The 14,140-nt window shown below is 35.3% G+C and carries 12 protein-coding genes; 8 read left to right on the plus strand and 4 right to left on the minus strand.

From position 1 onward, the window contains the following. Nucleotides 1–90: 90 nt before the first annotated feature. Nucleotides 91–354 carry a hypothetical protein gene (locus R0F62_RS05300; RefSeq protein ID WP_010962582.1) on the minus strand — a complete coding sequence of 88 codons (264 nt, stop codon included), beginning with the start codon at nucleotides 352–354 and terminating at the stop codon, nucleotides 91–93. A 229-nt stretch (nucleotides 355–583) separates the two neighbouring features. Here R0F62_RS05300 and R0F62_RS05305 point away from each other — a divergent pair, with 229 nt between their 5' ends. From R0F62_RS05305 to R0F62_RS05330, 6 genes are read left to right on the plus strand one after another with little or no spacing between them, the layout of a single operon-like run. Continuing rightward, nucleotides 584–1,309 (plus strand): F0F1 ATP synthase subunit A, encoded by a 726-nt coding sequence (locus R0F62_RS05305; protein ID WP_022626288.1) that lies wholly within the window; start codon nucleotides 584–586, stop codon nucleotides 1,307–1,309. 59 nt (nucleotides 1,310–1,368) lie between these two features. Beyond that, nucleotides 1,369–1,596, plus strand: coding sequence for a F0F1 ATP synthase subunit C (locus tag R0F62_RS05310; RefSeq protein ID WP_274979333.1), 228 nt, complete (start codon nucleotides 1,369–1,371; stop codon nucleotides 1,594–1,596). A 3-nt stretch (nucleotides 1,597–1,599) separates the two neighbouring features. After that, on the plus strand, nucleotides 1,600–2,079 hold the full coding sequence (locus R0F62_RS05315) for a F0F1 ATP synthase subunit B family protein (protein ID WP_010962584.1): 480 nt from the start codon (nucleotides 1,600–1,602) through the stop codon (nucleotides 2,077–2,079). A gap of 8 nt (nucleotides 2,080–2,087) precedes the next feature. Continuing rightward, on the plus strand, nucleotides 2,088–2,564 hold the full coding sequence (locus tag R0F62_RS05320; RefSeq protein WP_274979334.1) for a F0F1 ATP synthase subunit B family protein: 477 nt from the start codon (nucleotides 2,088–2,090) through the stop codon (nucleotides 2,562–2,564). A 5-nt stretch (nucleotides 2,565–2,569) separates the two neighbouring features. Next, nucleotides 2,570–4,168 carry a glycosyltransferase family 2 protein gene (locus tag R0F62_RS05325; protein ID WP_038198745.1) on the plus strand — a complete coding sequence of 533 codons (1,599 nt, stop codon included), beginning with the start codon at nucleotides 2,570–2,572 and terminating at the stop codon, nucleotides 4,166–4,168. Beyond that, nucleotides 4,150–5,178, plus strand: coding sequence for a COX15/CtaA family protein (locus R0F62_RS05330; protein WP_038198748.1), 1,029 nt, complete (start codon nucleotides 4,150–4,152; stop codon nucleotides 5,176–5,178). The genes R0F62_RS05325 and R0F62_RS05330 overlap by 19 nt, the downstream gene beginning before the upstream one ends. Here R0F62_RS05330 and R0F62_RS05335 read toward each other — a convergent pair. Together R0F62_RS05335 and R0F62_RS05340 are read right to left on the minus strand one after the other, a co-directional pair. Next, nucleotides 5,127–7,202, minus strand: coding sequence for an acetyl-CoA carboxylase biotin carboxylase subunit (locus tag R0F62_RS05335; RefSeq protein ID WP_317051352.1), 2,076 nt, complete (start codon nucleotides 7,200–7,202; stop codon nucleotides 5,127–5,129). The genes R0F62_RS05330 and R0F62_RS05335 overlap by 52 nt on opposite strands. Before the next feature lie 72 nt (nucleotides 7,203–7,274). Continuing rightward, entirely contained in the window at nucleotides 7,275–8,030 is a 756-nt protein-coding gene (locus tag R0F62_RS05340) for an ankyrin repeat domain-containing protein (RefSeq protein ID WP_274979337.1), read from the minus strand. Between the two features lie 150 nt (nucleotides 8,031–8,180). On the opposite strand from R0F62_RS05340, the gene gltX reads away from it, so the two are divergent. Both gltX and sdhA read left to right on the plus strand, forming a co-directional pair. Continuing rightward, nucleotides 8,181–9,602 (plus strand): glutamate--tRNA ligase, encoded by a 1,422-nt coding sequence (gltX, locus tag R0F62_RS05345; RefSeq protein WP_274979336.1) that lies wholly within the window; start codon nucleotides 8,181–8,183, stop codon nucleotides 9,600–9,602. Between the two features lie 745 nt (nucleotides 9,603–10,347). Further along, entirely contained in the window at nucleotides 10,348–12,147 is a 1,800-nt protein-coding gene (sdhA, locus tag R0F62_RS05350) for a succinate dehydrogenase flavoprotein subunit (protein ID WP_317051353.1), read from the plus strand. Here the strand turns inward: sdhA and R0F62_RS05355 are convergent. Beyond that, complete coding sequence (locus R0F62_RS05355) at nucleotides 12,119–14,017, minus strand: ankyrin repeat domain-containing protein (protein WP_274979229.1); 1,899 nt, start codon at nucleotides 14,015–14,017, stop codon at nucleotides 12,119–12,121. The two genes, sdhA and R0F62_RS05355, sit on opposite strands and share 29 nt — an antisense overlap. Nucleotides 14,018–14,140 lie beyond the last annotated feature (123 nt).

The following is a 14,140-nucleotide window of genomic DNA, read 5'->3' on the forward strand; positions in this document are numbered from 1 at the left end:
GTTATTGTAATATAAAATGTAGTGCTTTTAAAGCTTGTTGTAGTGGAATACTTCTACATCATTGTTTATGATGTAGAAGCTTTTGTAACTTTATATCTTCTTGCGAAGAGAAAGAATTTTTTCTATATCACCTTTTAAATCTATCTCCAGAAAGAATTTAAGACTTTCATAATCCCAGGCATCCTCATCAATGTTACCATCAAAAAAGAAGTGTATTATTGCATTGTTGAGTCCTATGTAATAATCGCGAGTATCTTCGTCAAGGAAACAATCTACTGATTCGATGTATCCGTTACCAAATTCCTGCTCCAAATTTAAAGGATGATTAGTGTTAATAAAATCTATTTCGTTCATTATATACCTCACTAAAAATTAAATTATAATCAAAATAAGATATTAAGTCAAGATATTGAATAATTTAACAAGATTAGTAAATTTTAAAATACAGAGCTGACTGTAATTAACATTCTAATTACATATTTTGTTAATATGTTAATGTTATAATAATACAGAGCCTTATCTTAATTCTTGACTTTGTCCTATAAAATTCATACTTTATTTACTGTTTATAATTCAGATTAAAATGGCACTAAATCCACTGGAACAGTTTAAGGTATATACAATAATAGAGTTACCTAGGTTATTTGGGTATGACGTAAGCTTTACCAATTCATCTTTTTTCACGATGATTTCGGTGATATTGATGATACTCTTTTTGCTTTTTGGAATAAAGAAGGGGTCAGTAATACCAGGATATTTGCAAGCTGCAGTTGAGTATGTATATGATTTTGTTATTTCAATAATAGAAAATAACACTGGAAGCAAAGGCTTGCAGCACATTCCATTGATATTCACAGTATTTATTTTCATTTTATCGTGTAATTTAGTTGGTGTTCTTCCTTATAGTTTCACGGTCACAAGTCATGTGATAGTCACCTTCGCTTTATCGATGGTGGTTTTTATTTATATAACGATTGTTGGATTTAAAGAAAGGGGAGTAGAATTTTTACGCATATTGCTACCAAAAGGAACTCCTTCGTGGCTTGCACCTATAATAATTATTATTAAGTTGTTTGCTTATTTAGTAAGGCCGGTTAGCCTATCAATAAGGCTTGCAGCAAATATGATTGCTGGTCATACAATCATCAAAGTGATAGCAGGGTTTATTGTAAATATGAACATATTTTTCACTCCTGCGCCGTTTTTGTTCATAATTGCATTGATAGGATTTGAAGTATTTGTTGCAATTTTACAAGCTTATATATTTACTATATTAACATGTGTATATTTGTCAGATGCAGTAAAGTAATTGACTTCCTTGTAGAATATTTTACAATTATATTATAAAGAAATAATTAAAGGTAATATATGGATTTAGTAGCTTTAAAATTTATAGCAATTGGTTTAGCTGTGTTTGGAATGCTCGGCGCTGGTTTAGGTATAGCTCATATCTTCTCTGCTATGTTAAATGGGATTGCGAGAAACCCTGAATCAGAAGGTAAAATGAAAAGTTATGTTTATATTGGTGCTGCCATGGTTGAAATCATGGGATTGCTTGCGTTTGTACTTGCAATGTTATTAATATTTGCTGCTTAACAGATGCCACAGCTTGATGTTTCAACCTTCTTTTCTCAAGTTTTTTGGTTTTTAATTTTTTTCTCTTCACTTTTTTTCGTAGTAAGTTGTTTATTTTTGCCAAAGTTAGATGAAATAATAAGCACTAGAAGTAAAGAAGTATTGGGTTCTTTTAATAGTTCTGTTCATCTTTTAAGACTTACGGAAGATCAGATTACCAAGTATAACGCAGCTTTAACCCAAGCTAGAATACAGGCAAAAAAAATCATAGATGATGCACTTGCTCAGGTAGAAGAAATGAGAGCTAATGTTAAGAATATATTAGAAGAGGAAGATAAAAAAAAGAGCAAGCTTATTGAAAAAAAAGTGGCAGAATTTAAATCTGAATATACTGATCAGTTAAAACAAATGGCTACTAGTATTGCTTTAATTTATTATACTAAATTGACTAATTCTGAAATTGAAGAGGAATTTATTGCTGACTTGGTGTCCAAAGAATTTTAGGGGTTTTTATGTCTACATCACTGATTATCGGTCTTGCCTTCTTGGTAAGTTTTGTCCTTTCGTATAAATTGCTAAAGAAAGTGATAAAAAATGCGCTTAACAATAAGCGTAACAAAAGCAAATTTTCAAGTGAAGAAACTGAAAAATTCAGGAAAGATATGTTGGAGTATTACAAAAAATCTTCTAAAAAATACAAAGAATTAGATGCAGAAGTTAGTAAAATGATGAATGAAGCACTTGATAAAGCTAATAGTATCATTAAGCACAATAGACAGCAGCTAGATCAGACATTAGATGACAATGCCCATTCTAACTTGAAGAAAGTCACTGACCAAGTTGAAAAAGCTCTTGGAGATTTACAGGCTAACACAGCGAGTATAGCTGCTGATGCTGTAAAAAAAATAATGCATGAACGTAAAGATGATAAGCGTAGTAGCGAGGTCATATCTTCATTTTCACGTGACTTAAATAAAAAATTGCATTAGGTTTAATGCCTATACTTCAAGCTGATAATGTAGAAAAAATTAAGTTTGATTCTAGTTTGTGCAAAGAGCAAGAGAAACTTTTTTACTATAAATTTAATATAATTCCTTGGCAAAAATTAAATGATACTACTTTTTTTATGGTTGAAGACACAAGCCGAGATATCAACCGTTGGGTCGAAGCTCATTACGGCATTGACTATGTATTAATAAAAGTGGATAGCGAACAGATTTTAAATCTTCTTAACTCGCACTTTGGTATTTCAGAATTTGCAAGCAACTACTTATATTACAAGAATCCTAATTTTTCAGCTAAAAGCATTAAACTAAGCTCAATATTTTTTGCTTCTTTCTTTATTGTAACTTCAATTTTAACACTAACAGAGAAATATACATATTTTGCTTTGATGTTGATATTTATAATCGGATGTTCTAGTTATTTATTCAAGTTTATAGCTACAGTTTTTAGCTTATGTGAAACCTCTAATCAAAAAGTGGATTATAGTAAGCTGAATGAAGAAGATTTTCCTATATATACTATTTTATTGCCTGCTTTTAAAGAAAGTGCAGTGATAGAGCAATTGATCGAAAGCATTGAAAGTTTGGATTATCCAAAATCAAAATTAGATGTGAAGCTTCAGGTAGAAAGTGATGACCAAGAAACGCTAGCAGCTATAGAAAAGTACACTTTACCGCAGTATTTTGAAGTAATAAAAGTGCCTCATTCTTTGCCTAGAACAAAAGCCAAGTCATGCAATTATGCTATGAGCTTTGCTAGAGGAAAGTATGCAGTAATATATGATGCGGACGATAAACCAGACCCATTGCAGTTAAAAAAAGCACTGATTGAATTTAATAAGGACGACGATAAGCTTGCCTGTGTACAGGCGAAATTAAATTACTACAATTGTGATTATAATTTTCTCACAAAATTCTTTTCTCTGGAGTATATGAACTGGTTTCAATACTTATTGCCTGGATTCCAAAAAATGAACATGCCGATACCTTTGGGTGGTAGCAGTAATCATTTTTCAGTAAAAATTCTAAAAGAAGTGTTTTTCTGGGATGCTTATAGTGTTACCGAAGATGCTGACCTTGGTTTGAGACTTGCGCAAATGGGATATAAAACCAGGATGATTGACTCAGAAACATTGGAAGAGTCACCAATTGCTGTATTTGCTTGGATTAAGCAAAGAGCGCGCTGGATCAAAGGCTATATGCAAACTTATATTGTTCATTTAAAAAATATAAAGTCACTTTATAAACACACTGGATTTAAGGGAATTTTGCTATTGAATCTTTTTGTTGGCTCTGCAGCTTTTATATTTTTTACTACTCCATTTTTACTGCTTTCATTGATATTAACTAAAGTTTTAAATGAATTATTTTTGTACTACTTTGTAGTGGTATACGTTACTAACCTGATTCTTTTGGTAATAGCTGTCAAACAGCAAAAGATGCCTTTTTATTTTTATATAGTATCGATATTTTTTCCGGTCTATAGTCTGCTACATAGTGTTGCAGCTTTTCTTGCCTTATGGGAATTTATTCTTTACCCTGAGCGATGGAACAAAACTCAGCATGGTTTATGGAAGCAAAACCTGTAGCTATTTGGCTTTTTCTCTGCTCGGTCATGGTAATTCTCATGGTAGGGATTGGTGGATTTACCAGACTTTCAAAAGCAGGATTGTCAATCACGGAGTGGAAACCCATTACTGGAACATTACCACCACTGAGTGAACAAGACTGGCTACAAGAAAAATTAAAATACGAAGCTACACCTGAATATAAAGCACTTAACTATGGTATTAGTATGGAGGAGTTTCGCGCTATATACTTAATAGAATATGTACACAGATTGGTTGCAAGACTAACAGGTTTAGTTTTTGTCCTGCCATTTATATATTTTACATTAAGAAGAAAAATATCTAAAAAGGTAGTAATAAAGCTATTTGTGGCATTATTATTTGGAGCTTTACAAGCTTTTGCTGGTTGGTATATGGTAAAAAGCGGCTTGGTAGCCAAGCCTCATGTTAGCCACTATAGGCTCGCACTTCACTTATTATTAGCATTAATTATCTTTGCATTATTTTCATATCAATTTTTTGATTACCAAATCAGGCCAAAGCAAACTAAACTTAAGATTAGTTGTAACACCAAGTACTACGTAGGAATTATTTTAGTTCTGATCATGATACAAATAATTTTCGGCGCATTTGTTGCAGGATTAAATGCTGGTCTAATTTACAATACCTTTCCACTAATGGACGGACAAATCGTTCCAGAAGATTTATTTTTCTTACAGCCTACATGGCTGAATATCTTTGAGAACAGAGCGACAGTGCAATTTATACATCGAGCACTGGCATTGCTAATACTAACTTTGGTAGTAATACTCACAGTAAAAAATGCTAGCATAAAACCGGTATATATTATGCTGCTCTCCGTCGTCATTCAGATCATTTTAGGTGTAATTACTCTATTATTGCACATACCAATAGCCATTGCCATAGCTCATCAAGTGTTTTCATTTATCTTGTTTGGGTCAAGTTTGTACTTCTTATGTTATTTAAGAAAGCAGACTACATCACCAATCTGCACATTTTTTCCTTCTTGAACGGGAATATTTTTTATCACCATTGCTGCTTCAGCACATATGATATTTTCCATTTTCATTGCCTCCACCACAAATAAAGGTTGTCCTATTTCCACCTGATCTCCTACATTTACGTGCAATTTAACTAATAAACCAGATATTGGGGATTTTACAGCATCTGCTGAAATCCCTTCTGTTTCATTATTTAGCATTAACCTACTTAATTCAGCTACATGAGGCTTAAATATACAACACTCAGCTTTCATGCCTGCATGCCTTATGAAGTACTTGCTGCCTTGTCTTTCTATTTTAAGTGCTATATTGGTATCGTCATTAATTGTGATATATAGCAATCTATAACTTGATTTCCACTTGCCTATAACGGAGTATTTATTGTGATTATATACCGTTATTAATATATTATCTTGGTATTTTGCATTTACGGAGTACTCATTGTCATTTATATTCACTATGAATAAATCTCTTGCACGTTCACCTGCCATCCGAGTAGCTGATACTGGTGCCCCTTCTTTTTTACTAAATTCCAGTGTCACGCACTGGAATGACACCTGAGATGTTTCATTCACTGCTTTATGATGGTACCTTTCTTCATTTTCCAAATGAACATATAACGCAGTGAAAATAAATATTTTAATATACTCCTCTGTAACAAAATCGCCGTGAAACCCACTAGGGTAATGATCTGGAATGAATCTCGTATGGAGCTTTGCTGCGATAAAATTTGGGTGATGGAAGATGGATTCTAGAAATTCTATATTATTTGTTACTCCTTCTATATAGCATTCAGACAATGCTTTTTGCATTCTGCTGATCGCTTCTACTCTATCTTTTCCATATGTTATCACTTTGGCAATCATCGAATCATAGAACATGCTAATTTCTGAACCTGCAGCAACTCCATCATCTATTCTTACATAATCATTTTCACCCGGTTTATCGTAATATTTTATTCTTCCGCTGGAAGGGAAAAATTTCTTCGATGGGTCTTCAGCGCAAATTCTACTTTCTATTGCAGAACCAGTAAGTTTAATATCATCCTGATTGAATCTCAATTTCTCTCCACAGGAAGTTCTAATCATTTCTTCTACTATGTCTATTCCAGTTATAAATTCTGTTACTGGATGCTCAACTTGCAATCTCGTATTTACCTCAAGAAAATAGAAGTTTTGGTCTTTATCTATAACAAACTCAACAGTGCCTGCTGAAAAATAGCCAACTTGCTTTGCCAGAGAAACACATTGAACATACATTTTTTGTCTTACTTCTTCACTAATGAATGGACTTGGCGTTTCTTCTATTATTTTCTGATTATTCCTTTGTATCGAGCATTCTCTTTCTCCAAGACAAACTATATTGCCATATTTATCTGCTATGATTTGTATTTCAATATGTCTTGGCAACTCTATATATTTCTCTATAAAGATACTGCCATCCTTAAAACTTTTCTCTGCTTCATTTGTGGCTGATGTAAATGCTAGTTCAATTTCTTTTTTGGAGTGTACAATTCGCATTCCTTTGCCACCACCGCCTGATGCAGCTTTGAGCATAACGGGAAAACCGACCTCTTTAGCAACTTGAGCTGCGTGGGCAGCATCGCTGATCTTACCCATATATCCTGGCACTACATTCACTCCAGCTTTTCTTGCAGCTTCTTTTGCTGTTATTTTGTTGGCTGTAACTTCTATTGTTTCTGCACTGGGACCGATGAAGTCTATATTATGTTTTTGAAGAGCACGTGGAAAATCTGGATTCTCTGCTAAAAAACCATAGCCAGGATGAACTGCCTCAGCACCTGTTTCAACTGCTACTTCACATATTTTTTCAATGTTTAAATAACTGAGGCAAGATGGCGAAGGGCCGATATATCTTGACTCATCTGCTTGTCTTACATGCACAGAATTTACATCTGCATCCGAGTATATGCACACACAAGATATACCCATCTTATGGGCAGTTCTGATAATCCTGCAGGCAATCTCTCCTCTGTTTGCTATTAAAATCTTACTGTACTTCTTTTCTATCATCGTATGAGTATACTTTCTGAAGTTAAGAAAGTAAATTTCTATATCATTGCCTGCAAGTAATTTCTAGCTTCATCAAACACCTAAACTTTCTCCTGCAAGTTGTACATTAGCATTTTCCACTAAAGTGCTTTCGTTATGCAAGGCATGTATCTCGCTACATGCTTTAACTGACAGGTATGTGACTCCGCCAGAAGCTATTGCAACCATCGAGCTTAGTGCAAAAGATTGAGAAACTAAAAATAAAAAGTATAAAGACAAACATAAAGCAGCGATACATGCTATCGCTCCTATTATATATAAGCACAGGTGAAACTTCCGGTTACATATAAAGCTGTCTTTTATGCCTGCGATTTGCTTAATTTCTTTCTGTTGTGCAGCATTTAAGTAATAAAGAGGAGTTTCCCTCTTCTGATTAAAAGCATAGTCTTTACTGCAGAGCGCATCTTTAATATATTTTTTATTACATTTGAGTTCCTCTTTCAATCTGCTTACTTCTTTCCGATCTCCAGCTTCTTCTGCTTTCGTAATTTTGTTATTAGCTTCCTTCTCTAAGTTATTCACAATCTCTTTTACTGCAGGCAGCAAAATTCCATTTCTTGCTGCTTCATGAAATGGATTATCTCCATATTTATTATGCACAGTTACAGAAGCAATGTCCTTCTTACAAATGCCTACAAATTTATCTTTGTTTTGTATTCTTGCAGTTAAATGCAGGAGATTATCTGCCTGTACTCTTTGTTTTGTTTTATCAAAAGGGCCGGCGTAACGCCAATCGATATTAGTTTCATTATCTGCAAGCAATTTTGCTATATCTCCAAGTCCACCGATAACTCACCTCGCTATATTCAACCAATACTAAGTTATACAACACAATTTAATGAAAAACAAGTAAATTTTATCTCTCAGAACAAATAAATTCTAAATTGTTACAAACATAAATTTTAGCTATCATCATTTACATTACTGTAACAGACAAATATGCCAGGTATAGTCACGAGATTTGCTCCATCACCAACAGGATTTTTGCACATTGGAGGAGCTCGTACTGCGTTATTTAATTGGCTCTATGCAAAGCATCATGGTGGCAGGTTTTTGCTAAGAATTGAGGACACCGACAGAAAACGTTCAACACAAGAAGCAATTGATGCAATTATAGAAGGGCTAAGATGGCTCGGTATGAGCTATGATGGGGAAATAGTATATCAGTCAAAAAGAATAGAGCGGCATAAAGAAGTAGCAAACCTTTTAGTTGAAAAGGGTAGGGCGTATCACTGTTACTGCCCTGAAGATGAAGTTGCAGAAAAGAAGGCAAAAGCAAGAGAAGAGGGCAAGATATACAAGCATAAATGTACTACAAAACCTCCTTCTTGTCATCCAAGTAGCCGACACTGGAAAAATATGTGGTCACGCGCTGGAATGACATCGGGTGTGAGGTCAGTTGTCCGCTTTAAAGTGCCAGATTCGCAAGAGATCGTCATTGATGACAAAATATACGGCCAAATCAAAGTAAATAGCGACCAGCTTGATGATATAGTGATCTTACGCTCTGATAACACTCCAACATATATTTTTGCCGTGGTAGTTGACGATCATGATGCTGGAATAACTGATATAATACGTGGTTCTGACCATCTCACTAATACCTTTAAACATCTGCTAATATACCAGGCTCTTGATTTTGACATTCCACGCTTTGCACATGTGCCGCTTATCCATGGGGAAGATGGGAATAAGCTATCCAAAAGGCATGGTGCCACAAGCGTTTGCGATTATGAAAAGATGGGAATATTGCCAAAAGCGATGCGTAATTACTTGCTGAGACTTGGCTGGAGTCACGGCAACGATGAGATTATTAGCGATGAGCAAGCAATAGAGTGGTTTAATTTAGAAAGTATTGGTCGTTCACCTGCACGGCTCGATTTCAAAAAACTGGAGCATTTGAATAACCACTATATTAGTAATATGAGCAATGAAGATATTCTGACTCTAATGCTTAGAGAAAATACTCTAACTGACAAAAAAAAGGGCTATTTACTGCAGGGACTGACAGAGCTAAAAAAAAGAGCAAACTACCTGACCGAATTATTGGATTTAGCAAAATTTTATATTCAAGATCCGCCACTTGATTTAAGTGAAGAGGCTGAGCAAATTGTCAAATCTAACCTCGATATAATCAAGTTACTTGTGTCATTTCTGTCAAAGATCGGTGATGAAAATTGGAATAAGGGTTTTTTATCTTCTCAGATCAAGGAATGTGCAAAATTGCACGATATGAAAATAAGCGATGTATACCACTCATTACGCGCCCCTATAACTGGAGTAATGGATGCACCTGGAATCATTGATATCATGGTGATTCTTGGTAAAGATGAGTGTATAAGAAGGTTACAAGCAATTTAAATGAAATAAGAAAATTTCTTGACAAGCTTTGCCAGCCCCTTTATCATGACAGTGAAGCTATTGTATTTGCTTTCGCCAATCTGCAGATTAAAAGGTAAGGATTACTTAATGTATCGGCGTCTTATGTTTAATTTTTTGCAGTATATAGATACTGTATGTCTTTACAAAACTTCATCTACATCTAGATTTTTATCTAAATAAGCTGAACGCGCTTACAAAGCGTTACAAGACATCAAAAAATGCCAATACTCGACAAAGATAGTAAAAGACTAGCTAACTCGGGGATTCTTTGTCTTTTTTTCTGCTTGGTAAATTTCTTAAACATTTGCAGCGTAGGTTAATTGCAATTAAAAGCAGCTGAATTTCGCTTGTCAAGCGTTTAAAACATAAAAAACGCCAATATTTTAAAGCGGATAATAACCACGGGGCTTCTTTTGCCTTTTTTTTCGTTTGGTAAATTTCTTAATGTTTATAGCTAAACGACAATCGTCATCCCGCTGCTTGTTAGCGGGATCTAGAGATACCGCGAATGAATCGCGGTATGACGGTTCGTGGCGGCATGACAATAAGCTCGTCATCCCGCTACGTGTTAGTGGCTGAGATACTGCGGCGGTATGACGTAGGATTGCTGTCATCCCGCTACTTGTTAGCGCCGCGGCGGCATGACGTCTTAACTATAGAAAACTTGTATAGATTTTTTCTACTTCTGTGATATCATAAGCCTGTAATGATAAAATAAGTAAATATGGATAAGTCAGCGTATGAGATCATAGAACATGAGTATGACGTGGTAGTAGTAGGTGCAGGTGGAGCAGGGCTCAGAGCAACGCTTGGGATGGCTGCAACTAATTTTTCAGTTGCCTGCATTTCTAAAATTTTCCCTACACGAAGTCATACAGTTGCAGCACAAGGCGGAATTAGTGCAGCTTTAGGTAATATCGGTGAAGACGATTGGCGCTGGCATGCATATGACACAATAAAAGGTTCAGACTGGCTTGGTGATCAAGATGCAATAGAATATATGTGTAAAAACGCTGCTAAAGCTGTTATTGAACTTGAAAATTTTGGCGTACCTTTTTCTCGTACAGAAGATGGCAAAATATACCAGCGTTCCTTTGGTGGAATGACAACTCACTTTGGTAAAGGAAAATTAGCGCAGCGCACTTGTGCGGCAGCAGATAAGACTGGGCACGCAATCCTTCACACTCTATATCAGCAGTGTCTTAAATTCAACGCTGAATTTTTTGTTGAATACTTTGTGATTGATTTAATTATGGATAGCGAAACATGCTGCGGAGTTCTTGCTTGGTCGCTATGCGACGGCACATTACATAGATTTCGTGCGCATAGAGTGGTGCTAGCAACAGGTGGATATGGACGTGTTTATTTCTCTGCAACAAGTGCGCATACCTGCACAGGTGATGGTAATGGCATGGTAGTAAGGGCTGGATTACCACTTGAAGATATGGAATTTGTACAATTTCATCCAACAGGAATATATGGCTCAGGGTGCTTGATGACAGAAGGATGCCGTGGTGAAGGGGGGTACCTCGTTAATTCTCAGGGCGAGAAGTTTATGGAACGTTACGCACCAAAAGCAAAAGATTTAGCTTCCCGTGATGTGGTAAGTCGCGCAATAACAATTGAAATTAGAGAGGGAAGGGGGTTTGGACCAAAAAAAGATCATATGTATTTAACTATAGCGCATCTTGATCCGGAAGTAATAAAACTCAGATTGCCGGGCATCAGCGAAACCGCAAGAACTTTTGCTGGAGTTGATGTCACTAAAGATCCAATACCGGTCATTCCGACTGTTCACTATAACATGGGTGGCATTCCAACCAATTATTATGGAGAAGTGATCACGCTGAAGCAAGGTAAGGAAGAGGTAGTAGATGGACTATTTGCAATTGGAGAAGCTGCGTGTGTCTCTGTGCACGGTGCAAATCGACTTGGCTCTAACTCGCTTCTTGATCTTGTGGTTTTTGGTAGAGCTGCAGCGCTCAGAGCAAAAGAGAAGCTAAAGTCCGGTACACCACATAAAAAATTGCATTCAGACTGCACAGACTGGATAGTAGATAGATTTAATAAAATGCGATTTGCTTCCGGTGGGCTAAAAGTAGCAAAAATACGCGGTGAAATGCAGAACACTATGCAAAAATACGCATCAGTTTTCCGTGTTGCTGAAGTTTTAGAAGAAGGCAAAAAAGCTATAAAAAAGGTAGCAAAAATGATGCCTGATATTTCACTTGAGGATCGCAGTATGATGTGGAACAGTGATTTAGTTGAAGCGCTGGAGCTTGCTAACATGATCCCACAAGCGGTTATTACCATGGAATGCGCAGCTAATCGCGAGGAAAGCAGAGGTGCACATGCTCGTGAAGACTTTCCTGAACGTGATGACAAAAACTGGATGAAGCACACTATAGCATGGCTTGAAGAAAAGAAAGGGCAAATTAACGTAAAAATTGATTATAAAAAAGTGGCTGAAAAAACTCTGAGCGGTGAGATTGATTTCATAGCGCCAGAGAAGAGGGTTTATTAGTCAGCCCATCTAGCTTATTCATGAATTGACGTAGTATTGATACATCGCTCATTTTAGTAGCTGGGTTTTCTGTATGCTCTGATTGATCTGATGCTCTAGCATTAAGAGCATTTTCTAACTTTAAGTAAATAGGGTAACACATTGCACAAACCGCTATGGTCACCGATAAAGCGGCTGCAGCTATCATGTTTCCTGCTAAAGCACTAAATACTGTTGCAAAAATTAAACCTCCGAGTATCCATTTTACTGGAAGACTTATATTCTTACGAGCATTCTTCTTAGAAAAATGCTCTTCAAGTTCTTCTTGTGTTTCTGGGTCAGGGCTAACACCTGTTATATCTTTGATTCTTTTTGTAGTCTGATAATATTTTTGCTTACGATGCTCTTTAGGTATTGTTATATGGTCACTTTTATTCTCAGCACCATTTTGTAACAATTCTGCACAAAATTCAGCAGTATAATAATGTTTTGTGGGCCTTGATCTAACCCACCTAGAAAAGTCTTTTAACTTACTAGGTATCTTTTCTGTTTGTCTAATTAAAGCAACTTGCGCTGGATATTTATCATCTTTATTTTGAGCGTTTATAGCCTTATGCAATTTTTCTGAAGATATTACTCCTTTTTTTTCAAAATCTAATATTAACTTCAAATATTTGATTTTATATTCTCCTTTAAGTAAAGCAATGTGGTGTAAGGCATTATTTTTATTTGCACCTTCAAGGCTAATGTTCGCCCCCTCTTGCAATAGTTCTTTAAAAAGTTCTTTATCATTATTTTTAATTGCTAAATGTAACGGATAATCACTATTACTATTTGGAGTGTTTACAGTATGTGCCACAATTTCTTTAACTTTTGCTTCTGTCTTGATTTTTATTTCCTGCTTTAGCTCAGCCTTTTTAGCTAATTTCTTTAAAAATTTACAATAGTATTCATTTTGCCCCTTAGACAATTTTTTTAAGCTTTCCTCAGGTAATTCTAACTGATCATGGCTGGCTCCATGCTCTAACAATTTTGTAAGAAACTTAAGTATGTTATCGTTATCTTGGATTGTGTGAGACTTATGTTTTTCTTTTGTTATCTTGTTAATTAGTGCCACCTGAAGAGGGGTCTGATTTTCACTATTAATGAGTTGTGCTAGATCTTTCTTGGTGACCGTTTTTATTAGAATACCTAGAAACTTGCGTTTCTGTTTCTTTTCCAACGATACGATAAGGTGTAAAATATTGTTTCCTTTTTCATCTTTTATGCTGCTAATATCCGTACAATCTTTTAGATATTTTTCAAATTTCCTGTTATTTCCATTTTTGATCGCTTTTAGTAATAGAGCATTGCTATTTGTTATTTCGTTGCTTTTCTCTACTTCTTGATCTTCATTTGCTGTATTAGGGTTACTGATTGAATGTTTCTCATAATCATCACCAGCATCGCTACTGTAGTCACTTTCAATTCCACTGTCCCTACGATCATTTTGGTTACAATATTTGCTATTATAAGTAATTTCTGAAATTGCTTGCTTTACTCGCTCTTTTGTTTCATTTGATATTTTTTTCGATCGTTCTATTGCTTTATCTAGCACTGGAAGGAAGCATTGGACATAATACCTATAATATTTTTCTTGTTCTCTAAGTGATTCTTCTAATTTAGTTAATACTTCAGGACTAGCATCTTTTTCAAATAACCTTTTACACTTCTTGAGGGTTCCATCTTGACCTCTTGGTTTTTCACGCTTGTGTTCTTCTTTTTTTACCTTTCTCTCTATAATGCCATACAATTGCTCGTCTTTTCTATCCTGCTCTTGCTTTTTATTTTTATCTATGCATTCACCTAATTTATCTGCATTAGTAGTTAGTGCAGTTATATCTATACCCATACTAAAACCTCAATATTAAAAGCTATTTAAGTTGTCAGCACTAAACTAACAACCAAGAAGTTTGACTTTTAAATTGAGCTAAACGTTGTATATGTGATCAAAATATAGGTGGAAAGGCAGAAA

Origin of the sequence: Wolbachia endosymbiont of Drosophila aff. chauvacae BK-2020 (assembly GCF_032848195.1) — a bacterium.
In the GTDB taxonomy this organism is placed as follows: Bacteria; Pseudomonadota; Alphaproteobacteria; order Rickettsiales; family Anaplasmataceae; genus Wolbachia; species Wolbachia pipientis.

Excerpts from the sequence above, each read along its gene's own strand:
- R0F62_RS05305 (WP_022626288.1), top strand. The coding sequence starts at position 584 with ATGGCACTAAATCCACTGGAACAGTTTAAGGTATATACAATAATAGAG.
- R0F62_RS05315 (WP_010962584.1), top strand. The coding sequence starts at position 1,600 with ATGCCACAGCTTGATGTTTCAACCTTCTTTTCTCAAGTTTTTTGGTTT.
- sdhA (WP_317051353.1), top strand. The coding sequence starts at position 10,348 with ATGGATAAGTCAGCGTATGAGATCATAGAACATGAGTATGACGTGGTA.
- R0F62_RS05330 (WP_038198748.1), top strand. The coding sequence starts at position 4,150 with ATGGAAGCAAAACCTGTAGCTATTTGGCTTTTTCTCTGCTCGGTCATG.
- R0F62_RS05310 (WP_274979333.1), top strand. The coding sequence starts at position 1,369 with ATGGATTTAGTAGCTTTAAAATTTATAGCAATTGGTTTAGCTGTGTTT.
- R0F62_RS05335 (WP_317051352.1), bottom strand. The coding sequence starts at position 7,202 with ATGATAGAAAAGAAGTACAGTAAGATTTTAATAGCAAACAGAGGAGAG.
- gltX (WP_274979336.1), top strand. The coding sequence starts at position 8,181 with ATGCCAGGTATAGTCACGAGATTTGCTCCATCACCAACAGGATTTTTG.
- R0F62_RS05300 (WP_010962582.1), bottom strand. The coding sequence starts at position 354 with ATGAACGAAATAGATTTTATTAACACTAATCATCCTTTAAATTTGGAG.
- R0F62_RS05325 (WP_038198745.1), top strand. The coding sequence starts at position 2,570 with ATGCCTATACTTCAAGCTGATAATGTAGAAAAAATTAAGTTTGATTCT.
- R0F62_RS05320 (WP_274979334.1), top strand. The coding sequence starts at position 2,088 with ATGTCTACATCACTGATTATCGGTCTTGCCTTCTTGGTAAGTTTTGTC.
- R0F62_RS05355 (WP_274979229.1), bottom strand. The coding sequence starts at position 14,017 with ATGGGTATAGATATAACTGCACTAACTACTAATGCAGATAAATTAGGT.